We start from the raw sequence: 19,078 nt of genomic DNA on the forward strand, positions 1-19,078 counted from the left end.
GTCTGCCCGGCCGCTTGAAAAGCGGCGGGTTGTGAGTGTGAATTATGAGTGATGAATTTTGAATTATAAATTAAATTGAAAGGTAAAAATGATAGCAATTGATTTAGGAAGTAACACTATTAGGGCTATTAAATATGATTGTGCTACAAATGAAAAGCTGAAAGAATTTGAAAGAATTATAAAAACAGCCGACAGGCTGGTTGAGACAGGCCAAATCTCCGACGAGGCAATAAATAGGATTATAGATGCTATTAAAGATATAAAAAAAAGATTTGGTGAAGATAAGATAAAAGCTGTGGCGACGGAAGCTTTAAGAAGCGCTAAAAATAAAGAATATGTGTTAAATAAAATAAAAGAGGCAACAGGTGTGGAATTTGAGATAATCACTCCTTTTGAGGAGGCAAATTATACGGCGGTTGCGGTAGAAAACTGTTTAAAAAAATGTGGATTTGAAAATGAAAGATTTTTTTTGATTGATATAGGTGGAGGCTCTACCGAATTTATATTAAAAAATAAAGACAATATAATGGCTGAAAGTTTTAAATTAGGGATTGTAACTTTTACACAAAAATATAAAACACCTGACGCAATAAAAATAGCCGTTAAGAAAAAGGCCAAAATTTTTAAAGATTTTATAGACCTTGCATTTTCAACATACAAAAAACCAAAAAATTTTGTTGCAAGCAGCGGAACCCCGACTTCCATAGCGGCTTTGAAAAAAGGTATGAATTATAATACATACGATCCGGAAAAAATAAATGGAACTGTTATAACTTTGGCGGATTTGGATTATTGGGCAGATAAACTTATGAAAATGGAAATGAAAAAAAGAGAGAAATTAGTGGGTGTTGGCAGAGGTGATTTGATAATTACCGGAATTTATATATTCAGGGAAATTTTCAAACTCACCAAATACAAAGAATGTATAGTGTGTGATGACGGTGTGAGAGAAGGAGTTGCAATAAGTGAATGTAAAATGGAAAATAAATGATGGAAAATGAAAAGTGTAAAATTAAAGAAAATTGATATAATTTCATAAAAAAGGCAGTAAATGAAAATGACGGGTGCTCAAATGGTAATAGAAAGTTTGATAAAAGAAAATGTTGAGGTTGTTTTCGGATATCCGGGCGGGGCAATAATGAATGTATATGACGAAATTTATAAACAGAAATCTTTTCAGCACATTTTAGCCAAACACGAACAGGGTGCCGTTCATATGGCAGACGGTTATGCAAGGGCAACGGGTAAAGTAGGGGTTTCAATGGTTACGAGCGGTCCGGGAATTACAAATGCCATTACAGGAATTGCCACTGCATATGCAGATTCTATTCCTCTTGTAATTATTTCGGGGCAGGTTCCCACCACGGCAATTGGGACCGACGCTTTTCAGGAGGTTGATGCTGTCGGAATTACAAGACCTGTCACAAAACATAACTTTTTAGTAAAAAACGTAGAAGATTTAGCATATGTTATTAAAGAAGCTTTTTATCTTGCAAGAAGCGGAAGACCTGGACCTGTACATATAGATATTCCAAAAGACGTAACCGCCGCCAAAACATTTTTTAAATATCCTGAAAAAATAGATTTAATAACTTATAAACCTACATATAAAGGCAATGCAAGAGCCATTAAAAGAGCGGCTGATGCTATAAAAAAAGCAAAAAAACCTGTATTTTATATAGGCGGTGGTGCAGTACTCAGCACAGCGGCTGATATTATAAGAGAAATAGTCAAAATAACAAAAATACCGGCAGTCGAGACATTAATGGCAAGAGGTGTTTTGAGATTTGACTGTCCGTTTCTTTTAGGAATGGTTGGAATGCATGGGACATTTGCTGCAAATATGGCTATGAATGATGCCGATTTGATAATTTCCTTAGGGGCCAGATTTGATGACAGGGTTACAGGAAAAATAGACGAATTCGCTAAAAATGCAGATATTGTTCATATTGATATAGACCCCAGTCAAATAGGTAAAGTGGTTAAGACCAAATATCCTATAGTAGGGGATTTAAAATTAGTACTCGAAGATATGATGCCGTTTTTGGTAGAGGGTGTAAAACCTGAAAAGTTTGAAGAATGGCGCGAAATTTTAAACAGATATAAAGAACTTTACCCTTTGGCTTACAATGACAGCGATGAAGTAATAAAACCTCAATGGGTAATACAAAAAACCGGTGAAATTGTTCCCGAAGATGTAATAATTACTACCGATGTTGGTCAGCATCAGATGTGGGCTGCCCAGTTTTATCCGTTTACAAAGCCAAGACAGATGATTACAAGCGGAGGTTTGGGAACAATGGGATACGGTTTTCCGGCAGCGCTTGGAGCTAAAAGAGGGGTTAAGGAAAAACTGGTTGTTAATTTCAGCGGTGACGGAAGTATTATAATGAATATCCAGGAAGTTTTAACAGGATACAAATATAATCTGCCGGTAATAAATATTATTTTGAATAATAATTATCTTGGAATGGTAAGACAGTGGCAGAGTATGTTTTATAATGACAGACTTAGTGAAACCGATTTAAGCGATGTTCAGGCCGATTTTGTAGAACTTGCCGAGAGTATGGGCGCAGTAGGTTACAGGGTTAGTAAAAAAGATGAATTTATCGATGCATTAAACGACGCTTTAACTCAAAATAAAGTGGCATTTATTGATGTTCAGGTTGACAGAAGGGAAGATGTGCTTCCAATGGTGCCGCCTAACAGCCCTCTTAAAAATATGCTTGTATTTAAGGAAGACAAATGAAAAGAATAATATCTGTAATAGTTGAAAATGAACACGGAGTTTTGGCAAGAGTGGTGAATATGTTTGCTGCAAGGGGATATAATATTACATCATTGACAGTAGCCCCGATTCCAAACACCGAGTTTTCAAGAATGACAATAATGAGTGAAGGTGATCCAAAAGTATTTGAACAAATTGTTAAACAGCTTTATAAGTTGATTCCGGTTTATAAAGTAATTGAAAGCAGTGATTTTATAGAAAAAGAAATGACAATGGTTAAATTTTCGATAGAAAACAATCTCTCAGATATCGATGCACTTGCCAGATGTTATAACGGAAGTATAAGCAATGTCGGGGAAAAGCATGTGATTGTAAGTGTTGTTGACAGACCCGAGAGAATTGATAATTTTTTAAAGGCAATTAAAAGATTTAAACCTGTTGATATTGTCAGAAGCGGTGTCAGTGTAATTGAAAGATAAAATAGTGAGTAGTGAATAGTGAATATAAAGGATAAAGAAATAATAAATAACGGATATGAAAAAATAAAAATAGGAAAGTAAAAATATGGCAAAAGAATGTAAAATGGCAAATGAGATTAAAGAGTTTAATTTAAAAGAAATATGTAAATATTTGGATATTGACTGTCCGGACAGTGATAAAAAAATTATTGGAATAAATACTTTGCATGACGCAGGGAAAAATGAAATAAGTTTTTTGGAAAATAAAAAATATGAAAAATTTTTAAAAAATACAAAAGCGGGGGCTGTTTTAGTAAGAGAGGAAGATGCCAAAAAATTACCTCAAAATATAATTCCTTTAATTACAGAAGAACCGTATTTAAAACTGGCCCTTCTTACAAAATTGTTTGTTTTTGCCCCATGGGAAAACGGAGGATATCAGATAAATAAAGATGCATTAGTGGACAGTTCCGTTAGGATTGGAAAAGGTGCAAGAATAGGCAAAAATGTTGTAGTTATGCCAAATGCCGTAATAGGCCCTTACGTTGAAATAGATGAGGGAAGCACAATTTACCCGAATGTAACTATTTACAGGGATACAAAAATAGGTAAAAACGTAACAATTCACGCAGGAAGTGTTATAGGAAGCGACGGATTTGGATATGCGCATACAAAAGAAGGAAAACATATAAAAATATATCATTTGGGAAAAGTTGTAATAGAAGATGATGTTGAAATAGGGGCAAATACCACTGTTGACAGAGCGGTATTTGGTGAAACACTGATAAAAAAAGGTTCTAAAATAGATAATCTTGTTCAAATAGGACATAACTGTGAAATAGGCGAATATTCCATTTTGGTTTCACAAGTCGGGCTTTCAGGTTCTTCCAAACTTGGAAGAAATGTCATAATGGGCGGACAGAGTGCAACCGCCGGTCATCTTGAAATTGCTCCGTTTACTACAATTGCAGCAAGAGGAGGTGTTACAAAAACTATAAAAAATCCCGGAATTTACGGAGGATTTCCTTTAATGCCCCATAAAAGCTGGTTGAAACTGCAAGCAATTCTTTCAAAACTTCTAAAAAAAGATTGATTTTTTATTTTTTTTGATATATGTCAATTTTTTTTTACCTTCTTTATATTACAATAAGAAAAACTTATAATAAGGGTGTAAAATGAAAGTATATTTGGATAATAATTCCACAACACCAATGGATGAAAAAGTAAAAAAGATATATTGCCAAAGCAGCGATATTTTCGGGAATGTAAATGTTATTTATGATTTGGGAATAGAGGCAAGAGAGGCCATGAACAAAGCATATGACATTATTTATCCCGGAATTGGCGCAAGTGACGAAGACGATATTTTAATTACCTCTTCCACAACGGAGGGAAACAATGCCGTTATTAAAACTTTTTTGGATGCCTATCTTAAAGGAAGTGAAAAAAAACATATAATTACAACTATTGCAGAACACAGCTCAATAAAAGCGCCATGTGCTTATGCAAAAACTTTGGGGATGGAGGTTACATATCTTTATACCGATGAAAACGGAAGAATAAGGCTTGATGAACTGGTTGATGCAATAAGAGATGATACTGCTCTTATTAGTGTATTATTTGCAAGTAATGAAAGCGGTGCGATTCAACCTATTAAAGAGATTGGAGAAATAGCAAAAAAATATAATATCCCTTTTCACTGTGACGGAGCCCAGGCTATAGGAAAATCGAGGGTTAATGTAAGAGAACTCGGAGTTGATTATTTTACATTTTCGGCTCATAAATTTCACGGACCAAAAGGAATTGGAGGATTATATATTAAAAAAGGCGCTCCTTTTGTCAATTTGATACACGGGGGAAATCAAATGGGAGGAAAAAGAGGAGGCAGTGTATACTTAAACGGAATGGTTGCAATGGCTGAAGCTTTAAGATTGGCAAATGAGCATTTGGATGAAATGTACACAAAAGTTTCTTCACTCAGAGATAAACTTGAAGATGCAATTTTACAAATTCCTGACACTAAAACATATGTAGATAAAAAACAGAGGCTTCCAAACAGTGTAATTGCATCATTTAAGGGAATTGAAGGTGAAGCTATGCTATGGGATTTGAATTTAAATAAAATATATGCTGCAACAGGAAGCAGCTGCTCAAGTGAAAGGCTTGAAGGAAGCGAAGTGCTTGAGGCTTTGGGGGAAGACCCTGAAATAGCACATACCGGTATAATTTTTTCATTAAGCAGATTTACGACTGAAGAAGAAATAGATTATGTAATAGAAAAGTTACCAAAAATTGTTGAGAGACTAAGAAGCATATCAATGTCATATGCCAAGGTGAAACCTAATTAATAGTGAGTAGTGAGTAGTGAGTAGTGAGCCTGCCCGGCCGCTTGAAAAGCGGCGGGGTGGTGAGTAGTGAATGGAAAAGCGAATTTATTCGCTAATAATTATATGAGACTAAAGCCTTATCTCCAATATGAATATGTTTTAGAAGTTACGAATTTATTCGCACAAATTGAATTTAAATTTTTATACAAGGAGTAATAATGGGTAGAAACGATTTAATAACCGGAAATGTCTGGGAACAGTATTCAAATAAAGTGATTGAAAGAATGAATAATCCGAAATTTTTGGGAGAATTCAGTGAAGAAGACGCTAAAAAAAGAGGGGCAAAATTGGTGGTTGCCGATTTTGGAAGTGAAGCGTGCGGGGACAGTGTAAGACTTTACTGGCTGGTTGATCCTAATACAGATAAAATAATTGATGCGAGATTTAAATCTTTCGGATGCGGAACGGCGATAGCCTCTTCGGATATGATGACAGAACTTACCATCGGTAAAACAGTGGATGAGGCTATGAAAATTACAAATCTGGATGTTGAAAAAGCATTGAGGGACGAACCGGACAAACCCGCATTTCCACCTCAGAAAATGCACTGCAGCGTAATGGCGTATGATGTAATTATTGAAGCGGCGGCCAAATATAAAGGTGAAGATGCAAAAAAACTTAAAAACAGTGAAATAGTCTGTGAATGTGCAAGGGTTACAAGAGGAGAAATCGAAGAAATAGTAAGAAAACATAATGTAAAAACTATTGAAGAGCTTCAAAAATACACTGACGCCGGTACATATTGCAAAAGCTGTGTAGCACCCGGGGGACATGAAGAAAGGGATGTTTATCTGGTGGATATTATAAAAGAAGTACAAGAAGAAATGAAAAAAGAAAAACTTCAAAAAGGGGCTGAGTCTCAAAAATTTGAAGATATGAGTCTGGTTAAAAAAATTAAAGCGGTTGAAGAGATACTTGATAAAAAAATAAAACCGGCTTTAGCAATGGACGGAGGAAGTCTGGAACTCATTGATGTAAAGGAAAACGGCGATAAATTTGAAGTGTATGTAAGATATCTCGGGGCATGTGCTTCATGTGCCAGTGGAATGGTTACTTTGATGGGAATTGAAGAAGAATTGAACAAAAGTTTAAATACAGATAAAATAAAAGTTATACAAATATAGGAGGATTTAATCCTCTAATTTTGTAATTGTATGGTGGTTAAATGAGAAGTCTTGTTCTGGGAAGTCAAGTCTAAAGTGCGCACCTCTGCTTTCTTCCCTGTAAAGTGCCGCTTTTGCCAAGGCTTTAGAAATATCAATTGCATTTACACATTCCAATTTTTCTTTTAAATTTGAATCTTTTTCATCATTTTCATTTAAAGTATTTTTGATGGTTTTTAATTTTTCGAGTGCTTTTTTTATTGCATATCCGTTTCTTAAAATACCTACTTTTTTAAATAACAGTTCGCCTATTTCATGTTTTATTTTTTTTGCATCTATTTTTGTGCTTTTTAATTTGTTTATTAATTCTATGTCTTTTTGTATTGTATCATCCGGTATGTCGACAAATGTTTTTTGCCTGAAAGAATATTTAACGGCTTCGTATCCTGTGATTTTTCCAAATACAGCCCCTTCACTTAAAGAATTGCCTCCAAGCCTGTTTGCACCGTTTACACCGTTATTTCCCGCTTCTCCGGCATAAAAAACACCTTCTATGCTTGTAAAACCGAATGTGTCCGTTTTAATACCCCCCATGGTATAATGGGCTAACGGATTTAAAGGAATCGGCTCTTTGCTTATATCTATTCCTTTTAGTGATTTAACTCTTTTTTTAAGATTAATAAGCTTTGTATTTATTATCTCTTCATCTATCATTGTCAAGTCCAGATATACTTTTTTGCCTTTATTTAATTGTTTTACTATTGCACGGGTAACAAAATCTCTTGTATTGAGTTCATCTACAAATTCTTTCCCGTCGCTGTTTATAAGTTTTCCTCCCTCCGCTCTTGCAGCCTCGGAAATTAAATAGTTTGTCCCTTCAAGACCAGTCGGATGAAATTGTATAAATTCCAAATCCATAGCTTCCAGCCCGGCTCTAAGCCCCATTGCTACTCCGTCGCCCGTTGCATCTGTAATATTTGTAGTATATCCTCTGTAAAGCCCCGCATATCCTCCTGTTGCGACTATAACCGCTTTTGCTTTTATTATTTTTATTTCTTCATTGGTTTCATCTAAAAATGTGGCCCCTGCAACTTTCCCATCGTTTATTAATAAATTAATTGCAAAATGATTTGTAATACTCGGAATATCAAGTTCTTTTATTGTTTTACTCAGTGCTTTCATAATTGCGGGACCTGTAGCATCGGCTGAGAAACATGTTCTTTTGAATTTTGTTCCGCCAAAGGGTCTTTGGGCAAGTCTTCCATCGGGAAGTGTGGTAAAAGGAACTTTGTATTTTCTGTGCAGATTTCTGATTACCTGAGGGGCGTTTTCGCAAAAAATTCTGACTGCTTCTTCTTCCGCCAGTCCTATACCGCTTTTTAATGTGTCTTCTATGTGATGTTCAATTGAATCTCCGTCTTTCATATTATTAAGAGCGGCGTTTATTCCGCCTTTTGCCATAAATGAATTGTTGGCCATTGGGGATTTTTTTGTAACAATTGCAACATTGCTTCCAAGTTCTTTTGCTTCAATGGCAGCCATCATTCCTGCAATTCCGCTGCCAATTACCAAAATATCATATTGCATCAGTTTCCTTTTTGATATAATTGTACCAAAAAAAGGTTTTTAATGAAGAGGATTTTAATCTTATTTGTTTTAATAAGCTCTTTAATGGGTTATGAAGTTACAATTAAAAGTATACAAAATGATAAAATAAGTGTAGACAAATATGTAAAAAAGGGCGTAAGTGGAATAGTTTTGTGTCCTTATGAAAATAAAAATATAATTTGTGCGAAGGCCACACTTTTTGGCACCGAAGGTAAATTAAGTGTTTATGATAATTTGGAAAACGACTCTTTCGCTCTTCCTGTAGCCATACCAAAACCCGGTGATAAAATCATCCTGGCAAAAAATTACAACAGAATAATGATTATCGCCCCAAATCAGCAAAGTTATTTAAAAGCCAAAGAGTTATTTAAAAATAAAACACTGATTTCTCCTGATATTTTTGCGACATTTTTGGAAGAAAATCCGACTAGGGATGATTTTATAAATTTTGCAAAAAAGATGGATATAGGTTTGTATGCTTTTGTTTTGGATAAAATATATCTTGTGGATTCATACAGCTTTTATGCCATAAAAGAGTTTTCAGCTGAAAAAAATTATAAATACACCGAGCCTTTTTTTGTAACCTATCCAAATTTTCATATAGAGGGAAATGTTTTTTCAAAAGTTAAAAATCTGTTTAAACAAAGTATCGGTTCGTATGCCAAATATTACAAAAGTTTAATAAAGGAATAAAATGATTGAAAGCAGACATATAGAGAATTTAAAAAACATTGTGGGTGATGATGATATCAAAACAGACAAAGCTCATTTAAGGGCGTATTCCTATGATGCCACAAAAGAACATTTTTACCCAGATGCGGTAATATTTCCTGAAAATGAAAAAGAAATAAGTGAAATTTTAAAATATTGCAATAATAATAAAATAGCTGTAATTCCAAGAGGTGCGGGAAGCGGATTTACAGGCGGGGCGCTTCCGGTAAACGGAGGGATTATACTGGCTGTGGAAAAATATATGAATAAAATAATTGAAATTGACGAAAAAGATATGGTTGCTGTTGTACAGCCTGGTGTTATTAATTCAGAGCTTCAAAAAGAAGTGGAAAAAAGGGGTCTTTTTTATCCGCCGGATCCCGCAAGTATGGATTATTCCACAATAGGCGGAAATGTGGCTGAAAATGCAGGCGGGATGAGAGCTGCAAAATACGGACTTACAAAAGATTATGTAATGTGTCTCAGGGCTGTTTTACCAAACGGGGATATTATAAGGGCAGGGAAAAGGACAATAAAAGATGTAGCCGGATATAATGTGGCGGGAATATTAATAGCAAGCGAAGGAACTTTGGCCGTATTGACGGAAATAACGCTGAAACTGCGTCCAAAGCCTAAAATGAAAAAAACATATATGGGAATTTTTGAAAATGTGGTAGATGCAATGAATGCCGTTTATAAATCCCTTTCATCCGGGGCTGTTCCTGTTGCCATGGAATTTATGGATTCTCTTGTTGTAAAAGCGCTGAGGGAAAAATTAGGGGTTAATCTGCCTGAATGGGCCGGGGCTTTACTTGTAGGCGATGTTGACGGGAATGTCGAGGAAGAAATTGATTATCAATTAAAAATTTTGGAAAAATCATTTAAGCAAAACGGGGCTAAAGAATTTATTGCAACGGCAGATAAAGAAAAATCAGAAGAAATATGGTTTGCAAGAAGGAATGCAAGTCAGTCTATTACAATATACGGAAGTAAAAAATTAAATGAAGATATATCCGTTCCAAGGAGTAAACTTCCGGATGCACTAAAAGGAATAGAAGAAATAGGGAAAAAATATAATGTAACAATTCCCTGTTTTGGGCATTCCGGGGACGGAAATATCCATGTAAATGTAATGGTTGACGGTGAAAATGAAGATGAGGTTAAAAGGGGTTATAAAGCGGTGGAAGAAATTTTTAAACTTGTTATTTCACTTGAGGGTACACTCAGCGGGGAGCACGGAATAGGTCTTAGCAAGGCTCCTTTTATGAAACTTGCATTCAGTGCGGCTGAAATGAATCTGTTTAAACGAATAAAAAATGCATTTGATCCAAACGGAATACTTAATCCTGGTAAAATGGGAATATAAAATAGTGAGTAGTGAGTAGTGAGTAGTGAGTAATAAGGAGTGAAATGAAATTATGTACTTTTAATGTAAATTCTATAAGACAAAGAGAAGAAATTGTAAAAAATATTATAAATGAATATAATGTGGATGTTATATGTATGCAGGAAATTAAAACCGAAGAGGATAATTTTCCAAAATTCGACAATATGCACTGCATTATTCACGGTCAAAAAAAATTAAACGGTGTGGCGACATGCAGCGTTTTTGAAATTGAAAATTATCAAAAAGGTTTTGAGGGAGAACTTAGCGAATCGAGATTTATTTATACATTGATTAATAATATTCATATTATCAATATTTATGCGCCTCTGGGAGACAATTACGGCGAAAGGTTTGAATATAAAATTTATTTTTATAATAAACTGTTTGAATTTTTGAAACGATTTGATTTAAACAAGCAAAAAGTTTTAATATGCGGTGATTTCAATATATCACATACATCTCTTGATGTCTGGGACGAAGAAATCTGGGACGGTGAAGTGACCCATTTACCAGAAGAGAGGGCAATTTTGTCTAAATTTTTAGACAGCGGATTTATAGATGTTATAAGAAAAAAACATCCTAATGAAAAAGTCTTTTCATTTTACGATTACAGAGGCGCCGCGGTTTATAAAAACGAAGGGCTCAGGCTTGATTATATATTGGTGAGTGAGCCTCTTTTTGAAAAATTTAAAGATGTGGAAATTTTAACCGAAATCAGGCGAAAAAGAAAACCGACTCCATCTGACCATGTGCCGTTAGTTGCAGAATTTGATATTTAAAGGTTTAGGTTGTTAAATGAAATAATAAACTTTTTGGTGAATTTTGCTCATTCTTTAGGATATATAGGTATTTATTTTTATATGCTTTTAGTCGGCACTTTTATACCGGTTCCAAGTGAGCTTGTTTTACTGCCGGCCGGATATCTTGCGGCAACAGGTAAAATGAATCTGATCAGTGTTTGGTTATGCGCTGCACTCGGCAGTTTAAGCGGCGCTCTTGTAAATTATTTTTTGGCAAAATTTTTGGTAAATAAAATCTTAAAAGACAAACCTGTAATAGAAAAAGTAACAAAATTTTGGAAAAATCATGGAAAAATTTCCGCCTTTTTAGCTCCTCTTACTCCCGGACTTGGACAGTATATTTCTATTCCCGCCGGTTTATCCCATATGCCGCTTAGATGGTTTATTCCTCTTACTTTTTCGGCAAATCTGATATGGACCGGATTTTTAATAATGGTAGGTTTTTTATTTGGAACCGGAGAAAAAGCGCATAAAAGTGCTGTCTTCGGAAGTTTGATTTTACTCGGAAGTGTGATAATTATAGCCACTGTTTATGTGTTCAGTGAACTGAAAAAGACTAAATAAATCTTTTTATGTCTTCTCCGGAATATATAATAATTTCAGCTTTTATATTTTTAAGTTTTTTTTGAATCAATTCAGTTAGTCTTTTTTGTGTTTTATTTAAGTCCATTTTTTCAGGTTCTATAAAAATTATTACAATTTTATTTTGATAATGATAAATTTTGTCACTTCTTCTTATATTGTTTTTTAATATTTTAGAAATTTCTTTTATCGTCTTTTCAGAGGGGATATTCTCAGAAATAATTTTCAGCAGTGCAAAATTTTTCCCGTATCTTTGATATCTGTTTTGCAAAACATTAAGAGTTTCTTCCAGATGATATAAATTATAAAGTTTACTTACAGGATTTTTAAGTGTTTTTATATTCAGACTTTTACTTATTACACTGTAAACAATATAAATACTCACAAGTGTTGTAAGTACTGAAATTATGGATATTAAAATTATAAAAAACAGAATTTTTTGTGTTTTATTCTCCATTGCCTTTGCTATATAAATTACAAGAGGGTCTGCCGTTTCCCAGCTTTGTTCGCTTAAAATATATAATTTGTTTTTATTTTTAGTTTTTTTTATTTTTTCCCAGTTGTTTTTTAAACTGTAAAAATTTTTCTTAAAAAAATCCATAGCTTCATATGGAATGATGTCTTTATAGATGTTTTCAACATCTGAATATTTATTGTCAATATATTTTTTTACGTCTTTGATTTTTTCTTTATCTTTTCCTATCAGCGCAAGTTTGCAGTATCTTTGTGTTCCTCCCCTTATTTGCCCCAGTTCATTTATAATGTATGCATTTTTTATTTGATTGTTTTGTACTAAATATATTACAGAAAAAGAATTAACAAGAATAACTAAAAAAATAAAAAAAAGAAGAAAAATTATTGTTTTAGTGTGTTTCATAATCCACAACTCTTCTTTCGAGTATAAAAGGCTTTATGAAATCAATGATTTCCAAATGTTTTGGATGTGTGGCGTAAATTTTTAAATCTTCAATGTTTTTCACTTCGGTAATTACGCAAAAATCACTGGAATTTTCATCAAATTTTATATCAATTCCCACTTCTATATGTTTAATTTCTTTAATCAGATTTTTTAAATTTTCTATTTGTTTTTTAAACTCCAAAAGGGGGGCATTTTTTTTTGTTTTAAAAATAACTACATGTCTAATCATAATATTTCTTTTACAAATTCTTCTATTCTTTTTATGCCTTTGTTTATAGTTTCAAAATCGGTTGCAAATGAAAATCTGAAATATCCCTCACTTCCGAATCCAAGTCCCGGAACCACGGCAACGCCTTTTTCTTCAAGCAAATCAAGGGCAAAATTCATTGAATCGTTTACAATTTTTTTATGATTTACAAAAATATAAAAAGCGCCCTGCGGTTTTATGGCACTGAGCCCCTCAATTGAATTGAAAGCCTCGTATACAAAATCTCTTCTTCTTTTAAATTCATTTACCATTTTTTTTATATCTTCGTCTGCTTTTCCAAGAAGTGCCGGAATAGCCGCTTTTTGTGTTATTGTGTTTATATTTGATGTGCTTTGTGATTGAAGGGTTATCATTTTTTTTACAAGCTCTTTGTTTTTACTTGCACAGTATCCGAATCTCCAACCCGTCATTGCATGGGATTTAGACAGGCCGTTTACGGTAACAGTTCTTTTATACATATCTTCATTTATACTTGCTGCTGCAACAAATTCCCCTTCATAAATCAGTTTTTCATACATTTCATCACTTATAACCCAGATATTCGTTTCTTTTAAAACTTCGGCAATGGCACTTAATTCTTTTTTTGAATATATACTTCCTGTGGGATTACTCGGAGATGTAAGCATTAATGCCTTTGTCTTTGGTGTAATTGCTTTTTTTAACATATCAGGCGTTATTTTAAAATTTGTTTTTTCATTTGTCTGGATTATAACAGGTGTCCCTCCATGATATTTTACAAGCTCGGGATATGTAACCCAGTAAGGAGCCGGGATTATTACCTCGTCACCTTCATCCACAATAGCTGCAAATATGTTAAAAAGGGATTGTTTTGCCCCGTTGCTTACTATTATTTCATCCATTTCGTAGTCCAAATGGTTATCTCTTTTCAGTTTTATTTTTATAGCTTCCAAAAGTTCCGGAATTCCGGCAACATTTGTATATTTTGTAAATCCTTCGGTAATGGCTTTTATTGCTTCATATTTAATAACTTCAGGTGTGTCAAAATCAGGTTCTCCCGCACTGAAAGCCAAAATATCCCTGCCCTGGGCTTTTAGTTCCCTTGCTTTTTGGGAAATTGCTATTGTTAATGAGGGAGAAAGTTTTTGTATTCTTTTACTGAACATTATATGCCTTTTTTTAACAAAATTATAGCAAATTAGGATAAATTGTGTGCTATAATAAATAAAAGATATTAAATAACAAGGAGAAAAATGAAAACGATAATGCAGAGTTTAGAAGAGCTTAAAAAAAATATTGAAAATCCGGAATTAAAAACAAAAATAAATTTGGTTGAAGATGCATTTAGAAAATTAAGGACAAAATCCGGTCTCAGCGGGCTGGTTAAAAAGAAAAAATTAAGAAAAATTTTAAAAACAGTTGAATATGAAGAGGAATTAATAAGATTACAAATAGAACTGATTAAACTTCAAAACTGGGTTTTTGAAAATAAAAAAAGAGTTATGATTATTTTTGAAGGAAGGGACGCCGCAGGAAAAGGCGGAGCTATTAAAAGATTTGCCGAGCATTTAAATCCAAGAAAATACAGGGTTGTGGCTCTTCCAAAACCTACAGAAGTTGAATCGGGGCAGTTTTATTTTCAAAGATATTTCAGACATTTGCCGGATCCCGGTGAAATAGCTTTTTTTGACAGAAGCTGGTACAACAGGGCGATTGTTGAGCCTGTTTTCGGATTTTGTACAAAAGAGCAGTATGAAAAATTCATCAGAGAAGTCCCGGAAATGGAAAATGCCCTAATAGATGACGGAATCATATTAATTAAATTTTGGTTTTCTATTTCAAAAGAAACCCAAAAAAGAAGATTTGAAGAGAGAATGAGGAATCCATTAAAACAGTGGAAACTCTCTCCTGTTGATAAAAAAGCCCAGGAGCTTTGGGATCAGATAACATATTATAAAGAGGAAATGTTTTCCAAAACACATACCAGCTATTCGCCTTGGATTATTGTAAATTCCAATGATAAAAAAACCGCAAGGTTAGAGAGTATCAGATATGTGCTTTCCCAGATTCCTTATGAAGGTAAAGAAAAGGCAAAAGTTTCACTCCATCCTGACCCGGATATAGTCCAAAGATATCACAGAAAAAATATTCAATTGGATTAATCAGCGGTTTTTAAGGGCTTCTAAATAATCCCTGTATTTTTTTTCTATTTCCTCTGATTTCCTCAATTTTAGAAAAATAAAAATATAATTTATAAGCATTTTGTGAGGTAAAACTTAAAAAGTAGGTGTTTCATTTACAGAAAACAGGAATAAAACACTCTTTTTCCTATTTTGGATTAGCAAATGAGATTTACCTACATCTGGGATGAAAATGAATTTGATTTTTGCTTTTTTTTATGATATATTTGTTATATTAAATAATAGTAAACTTTTATAGACACAAAAGTTTACCGATGATGAAATTTATATTCATGTAAGTACAAAAACCTTTTAGAATAAAAATAATTCATTTGACAGTTTCTTTAGGAGAATGCGAGATATGAATAAAAAAACAAAAAATAACGCTCATTTAGAGGGAAGCATATACAAACATTTTGCTTATCTTTCTAATAAATCATATCTAAACAGTTTGAATATGAACAAGTTAGGCACAATAAAAAAAACACAGATGGATAATATAAAACAAATAGATAAAATAGTAAAACCGTTTATAAAATGGGCCGGTGGGAAAACACAATTATTAGATGAAATTAATAATCTAATTCCTGATTACATTAAACAAACTCAATTTACATATATTGAGCCGTTTGTTGGTGGAGGTGCTGTTCTGTTTTGGATTTTACAAAAATACCAAAATATTAAAAAAGCGATAATCAATGATATAAATGCAGATTTAATCAACGCTTACAAAACAATAAAAGAAAATGTTGAAGAATTAATATCCATTTTAAAAATATGGGAAAAGGAATACCATTTGTTAAAAGACAAACCCGAAGAAAAAAAAGAATACTATTATACAAAGAGAACTTTATTTAATAGTAGAAAATCTGATAAAACAATTCAAGCGGCACTGTTTATATTTCTTAATCGAACTTGTTTTAACGGTTTATATCGTGTTAACAGAAAAAATGAATTTAATGTGCCAATTGGAAGTTATAAAACACCAATGATTTGTGATGAAAAAAATTTAAGAGCCGTAAATAAAGTTCTTCAAAAAGTAATTATATTAAACGGTGATTTTGAAGAAACGTTGAAATATGCAAAAGGAAATACACTGTTTTATTTCGATCCACCTTATAAACCTTTAAGCAAAACATCAAGTTTTAATTCTTATGTAAAAGATGAATTCGATGATAACGAACAAATAAGGCTTGCTAAATTCTGTAAAAAAATTGATTTACTCGGATATCAATGGATATTAAGTAATTCAGATGTTAAAGGAAAAGATTCAAATAACAATTTCTTTGATGAGCTGTATAGTGAATTTAAGATAAAAAGAGTTTTAGCAAGAAGGAATATTAACTCAAAACCAAATAAAAGAGGAGAATTAACAGAATTGTTAATTACAAATAATGCTTATGAAAAAATTATGTCAATTGCTCAATAAAACAGAAGATGAACTTTTTGAAGAGATTACATCATCTTTTAAAGATAAGATTACACAATGGGATTATTTTGTAAACTGGAAAAAAGTTTTACAAAATATTGAGCCCATTGAAAAAGAACTGAATTTACTTAACTACCTTATTGGCAAAAAGAAATTACACAAAGAAACAGTTGATTTATTGCTGAAATACCCCGAAACAATTAAAGCAATTCCTTTGCTTCTTGCAATTAGAGACAAATCGTTGGAGGTCTTGATAGATACAAGAAATTTTATTTATCGAGAATTTAATTTTTCAAAGAAAAGTTATTCAAAAGATGAAATAAAAATATTTTCTGATTTCATATTAAAAAGTGGTTTGGGAGAGCTTTTAAAAGATAAGAAAATTAAGAATTTGGTTGATTATGCAACCGGTGTTGAAGTCGGTTTGGATAGTAATGGCAGAAAAAATCGTGGAGGAACTTTAATGGAAAATATTGTGGAAGAGTTTGTAAGAGATACAACAAAAGAATTAAACATTAAATATATGCCACAAGCGACCGCAAAGAAAATTAAAGACAAATGGAATATTGATGTTAAAGTTGATAAGTCATCAAGAATTATTGATTTTGCTGTTAACAAAAACGGTAAGCTTTATTTTATCGAGGTTAATTTTTATGGTGGCGGGGGTTCCAAACTTAAATCTACTGCAACTGAATATATTAGAATGAATGATTATTGGAACAACCAAGGCATTGAATTTATTTGGATAACCGATGGAGCCGGCTGGAAATCAACTTTAAAACCATTGAGAGAATATTTTGATAAAGCGGATTATCTTTTGAATTTGGAAATGTTAAGAAACGGAGTATTAAAAAGGATATTGGAATGAAAAAAAACTACTACACACATTCTGTTGATTTAAAGAAAATTGAGATAAAAAATAAATCACGAGAAGAATTTGTGAAAATTCTTGAAAAAATAGAATACCGAGGTTATGAAGTCGAACAATTAAAAAATGGAAATAAAATTGTTATTACAAAACCTGGTGGAAAGACAGTTTACGGACGACCTAAAAAAGAAGACTTTCTCGTTTTTATTTATAATCCGAAAGAAAGTGGATTATGGCAAATAACACATAAACAGATATTCCAAGATATTGAAGAAAAATCGCAAGAGAATAAAAAACTCACTATCGAACTTATTGATTTATTAGAACGAGTAAAAAATGGTGAAGAACCAAATGAATTTATAGAAGAAATTGACCTATTAAAATTTAATACTGGAGAAAGTCCAGAAGCTCTGTTAAAGGCTTATAAATGGATTTGGGGGCAAGAAGATGTAAACTATCCAAATGGTGAAGGACGTGAGATGTCGTGGAAAAGTATTGAAGAATTTAGAGAAAAAATTAAAAATGATTAAATCTTATTTTAAATCAAAAGATAAAAAATTTATCTTATTACACGGAGATGTATTTGAATTATTACCGCAATTTGATTTCAAGTTTAATATGGTTTTTGCCGATCCGCCATATTTTTTATCAAACGATGGTTTAACCATAAAAAACGGGAAAATTACCAGTGTTAATAAAGGGAAATGGGATAAATCTAAAGGTTTTGAATATATAAATGATTTTAACCGCAGATGGCTAAAACTTGTTCGAGATAAAATGAAAGATGACGCTACTATTTGGATAAGTGGCACTATGCACAATATTTTTAGTATCGGACAGATTTTAACAGAATTAGATTTTAAAATTCTTAACATAATTACTTGGCAAAAAACAAATCCACCGCCAAACTTTTCGTGCCGTTATTTTACACACTCAACAGAACAAATCATCTGGGCGAGAAAAAATACAAAAGTTCCACATTATTTTAACTATGAATTGATGAAAGAAATCAACGCTGGTAAACAAATGAAAGATGTTTGGACATTACCAGCCATAGCAAAATGGGAAAAATCGTGCGGAAAGCATCCAACACAAAAACCGTTATCCGTATTAACAAGAATAATTCTTGCTTCAAGTAAACGAGGAGATTGGGTTTTAGATCCATTTACCGGAAGTAGCACTACCGGAATAGCTGCAAATTTGTTAGAAAGGAAATTTTTGGGAATTGATATTGAGGATGAATATCTTAAAATAAGTAAAAACAGAAAACTTGAAATAGAAAACAAACAAATCTTTAATAAATACCACAACAAATTACAAAACTTTATAAATATCAAAAAATTCACAACCCTCAACTCTTAAAAGGTAATTAGGTCTTAATGTCAATTCATATCAGAAAAAAATAGTTTTATTTTTTCTGCTTATTCTTTTGTGTTCTAAATTTGAATAGGAAGAAGTCTATACATCTTTTGAAAAAGATGTCAATAAGAGTATCCGGATATAGTGGCCCCATCAAAAAAACTGTGTAAATCCTAATATAGATGTTGAGAGATGATAAAATAAAAAAATAAAAGTAAAGGATTTACACATGAGTATTTTAAACATTGAAGAATATAAAAGAAGATTAAAATCAGGAAATCCAGTGACAATTGAAGAGCTTGAAAATGAATTAAAAAATTTAATCAAAGAGAT

Annotated in this window: 19 protein-coding genes; 15 read left to right on the forward strand and 4 right to left on the reverse strand. The window is 32.6% G+C overall.

Annotation, left to right across the window (positions count from 1 at the left end):
• The first annotated feature begins 88 nt into the window (after positions 1 to 88).
• The 6 genes from DZ67_RS0109095 to DZ67_RS0109120 all read left to right on the forward strand — a co-directional run bounded on the left by DZ67_RS0109095 (position 89) and on the right by DZ67_RS0109120 (position 6,697).
• A complete protein-coding gene (locus tag DZ67_RS0109095; protein WP_024788317.1) occupies positions 89 to 991 on the forward strand; it encodes a Ppx/GppA phosphatase family protein in 903 nt (300 codons plus the stop codon).
• 60 nt (positions 992 to 1,051) lie between these two features.
• Positions 1,052 to 2,749, forward strand: a complete 1,698-nt coding sequence (locus DZ67_RS0109100) for an acetolactate synthase large subunit (protein WP_024788318.1) — start codon at positions 1,052 to 1,054, stop codon at positions 2,747 to 2,749.
• A complete protein-coding gene (gene ilvN, locus DZ67_RS0109105; protein WP_024788319.1) occupies positions 2,746 to 3,207 on the forward strand; it encodes an acetolactate synthase small subunit in 462 nt (153 codons plus the stop codon). Before DZ67_RS0109100 ends, ilvN begins: the two co-directional genes overlap by 4 nt.
• A gap of 103 nt (positions 3,208 to 3,310) precedes the next feature.
• Complete coding sequence (lpxD, locus tag DZ67_RS0109110) at positions 3,311 to 4,279, forward strand: UDP-3-O-(3-hydroxymyristoyl)glucosamine N-acyltransferase (protein WP_024788320.1); 969 nt, start codon at positions 3,311 to 3,313, stop codon at positions 4,277 to 4,279.
• Positions 4,280 to 4,361: 82 nt separating this feature from the next.
• On the forward strand, positions 4,362 to 5,534 hold the full coding sequence (locus DZ67_RS0109115; protein WP_024788321.1) for a cysteine desulfurase family protein: 1,173 nt from the start codon (positions 4,362 to 4,364) through the stop codon (positions 5,532 to 5,534).
• A 197-nt stretch (positions 5,535 to 5,731) separates the two neighbouring features.
• Complete coding sequence (locus DZ67_RS0109120; protein ID WP_024788322.1) at positions 5,732 to 6,697, forward strand: iron-sulfur cluster assembly scaffold protein NifU; 966 nt, start codon at positions 5,732 to 5,734, stop codon at positions 6,695 to 6,697.
• Positions 6,698 to 6,703: 6 nt separating this feature from the next.
• Here DZ67_RS0109120 and DZ67_RS0109125 read toward each other — a convergent pair whose 3' ends face one another.
• On the reverse strand, positions 6,704 to 8,263 hold the full coding sequence (locus tag DZ67_RS0109125; RefSeq protein WP_024791052.1) for an L-aspartate oxidase: 1,560 nt from the start codon (positions 8,261 to 8,263) through the stop codon (positions 6,704 to 6,706).
• Between the two features lie 42 nt (positions 8,264 to 8,305).
• Between DZ67_RS0109125 and DZ67_RS10330 the strand changes: the two genes are divergently transcribed.
• The 4 genes from DZ67_RS10330 to DZ67_RS0109145 are packed head-to-tail and all read left to right on the forward strand — an operon-like array spanning position 8,306 to position 11,746.
• On the forward strand, positions 8,306 to 8,977 hold the full coding sequence (locus DZ67_RS10330; RefSeq protein WP_024788324.1) for a plasminogen-binding N-terminal domain-containing protein: 672 nt from the start codon (positions 8,306 to 8,308) through the stop codon (positions 8,975 to 8,977).
• A 1-nt stretch (position 8,978) separates the two neighbouring features.
• The gene (locus DZ67_RS0109135; RefSeq protein WP_024788325.1) at positions 8,979 to 10,361 is read left to right on the forward strand and encodes an FAD-binding oxidoreductase; all 1,383 of its coding nucleotides are present in this window, start codon (positions 8,979 to 8,981) and stop codon (positions 10,359 to 10,361) included.
• 44 nt (positions 10,362 to 10,405) lie between these two features.
• Positions 10,406 to 11,161 carry an exodeoxyribonuclease III gene (gene xth / locus DZ67_RS0109140; protein ID WP_024788326.1) on the forward strand — a complete coding sequence of 252 codons (756 nt, stop codon included), beginning with the start codon at positions 10,406 to 10,408 and terminating at the stop codon, positions 11,159 to 11,161.
• A gap of 9 nt (positions 11,162 to 11,170) precedes the next feature.
• Positions 11,171 to 11,746 carry a DedA family protein gene (locus DZ67_RS0109145; RefSeq protein ID WP_024788327.1) on the forward strand — a complete coding sequence of 192 codons (576 nt, stop codon included), beginning with the start codon at positions 11,171 to 11,173 and terminating at the stop codon, positions 11,744 to 11,746.
• On the opposite strand, the gene DZ67_RS0109150 is transcribed toward DZ67_RS0109145, so the two are convergent.
• Genes DZ67_RS0109150 through DZ67_RS0109160 form a run of 3 tightly spaced genes read right to left on the reverse strand, consistent with a single transcriptional unit; the run spans position 11,739 to position 14,075 of the window.
• Positions 11,739 to 12,641 carry a hypothetical protein gene (locus DZ67_RS0109150; RefSeq protein ID WP_024788328.1) on the reverse strand — a complete coding sequence of 301 codons (903 nt, stop codon included), beginning with the start codon at positions 12,639 to 12,641 and terminating at the stop codon, positions 11,739 to 11,741. The genes DZ67_RS0109145 and DZ67_RS0109150 overlap by 8 nt on opposite strands.
• Positions 12,628 to 12,912 (reverse strand): Dabb family protein, encoded by a 285-nt coding sequence (locus DZ67_RS0109155; protein WP_024788329.1) that lies wholly within the window; start codon positions 12,910 to 12,912, stop codon positions 12,628 to 12,630. Before DZ67_RS0109155 ends, DZ67_RS0109150 begins: the two co-directional genes overlap by 14 nt.
• Positions 12,909 to 14,075: a pyridoxal phosphate-dependent aminotransferase gene (locus DZ67_RS0109160; RefSeq protein WP_024791053.1), complete on the reverse strand. Its 1,167-nt coding sequence runs from the start codon at positions 14,073 to 14,075 to the stop codon at positions 12,909 to 12,911. Before DZ67_RS0109160 ends, DZ67_RS0109155 begins: the two co-directional genes overlap by 4 nt.
• An 87-nt stretch (positions 14,076 to 14,162) precedes the next feature.
• Between DZ67_RS0109160 and ppk2 the strand changes: the two genes are divergently transcribed.
• From ppk2 to DZ67_RS0109190, 5 genes are all read left to right on the forward strand, one after another.
• Positions 14,163 to 15,071: a polyphosphate kinase 2 gene (gene ppk2 / locus DZ67_RS0109165; protein ID WP_024788331.1), complete on the forward strand. Its 909-nt coding sequence runs from the start codon at positions 14,163 to 14,165 to the stop codon at positions 15,069 to 15,071.
• A 508-nt stretch (positions 15,072 to 15,579) separates the two neighbouring features.
• Positions 15,580 to 16,518 carry a DNA adenine methylase gene (locus tag DZ67_RS0109175; protein ID WP_035907623.1) on the forward strand — a complete coding sequence of 313 codons (939 nt, stop codon included), beginning with the start codon at positions 15,580 to 15,582 and terminating at the stop codon, positions 16,516 to 16,518.
• The gene (locus DZ67_RS0109180; protein ID WP_024791054.1) at positions 16,490 to 17,386 is read left to right on the forward strand and encodes a type II restriction endonuclease; all 897 of its coding nucleotides are present in this window, start codon (positions 16,490 to 16,492) and stop codon (positions 17,384 to 17,386) included. The genes DZ67_RS0109175 and DZ67_RS0109180 overlap by 29 nt, the downstream gene beginning before the upstream one ends.
• Positions 17,383 to 17,916: a hypothetical protein gene (locus DZ67_RS0109185; protein ID WP_024791055.1), complete on the forward strand. Its 534-nt coding sequence runs from the start codon at positions 17,383 to 17,385 to the stop codon at positions 17,914 to 17,916. The genes DZ67_RS0109180 and DZ67_RS0109185 overlap by 4 nt, the downstream gene beginning before the upstream one ends.
• Positions 17,909 to 18,748, forward strand: a complete 840-nt coding sequence (locus tag DZ67_RS0109190) for a DNA-methyltransferase (RefSeq protein WP_024788334.1) — start codon at positions 17,909 to 17,911, stop codon at positions 18,746 to 18,748. The genes DZ67_RS0109185 and DZ67_RS0109190 overlap by 8 nt, the downstream gene beginning before the upstream one ends.
• Positions 18,749 to 19,078: the final 330 nt, after the last annotated feature.

The sequence above is a fragment of the Lebetimonas sp. JS138 genome, assembly GCF_000523335.1.
Lineage (GTDB): Bacteria > Campylobacterota > Campylobacteria > Campylobacterales > Nautiliaceae > Lebetimonas.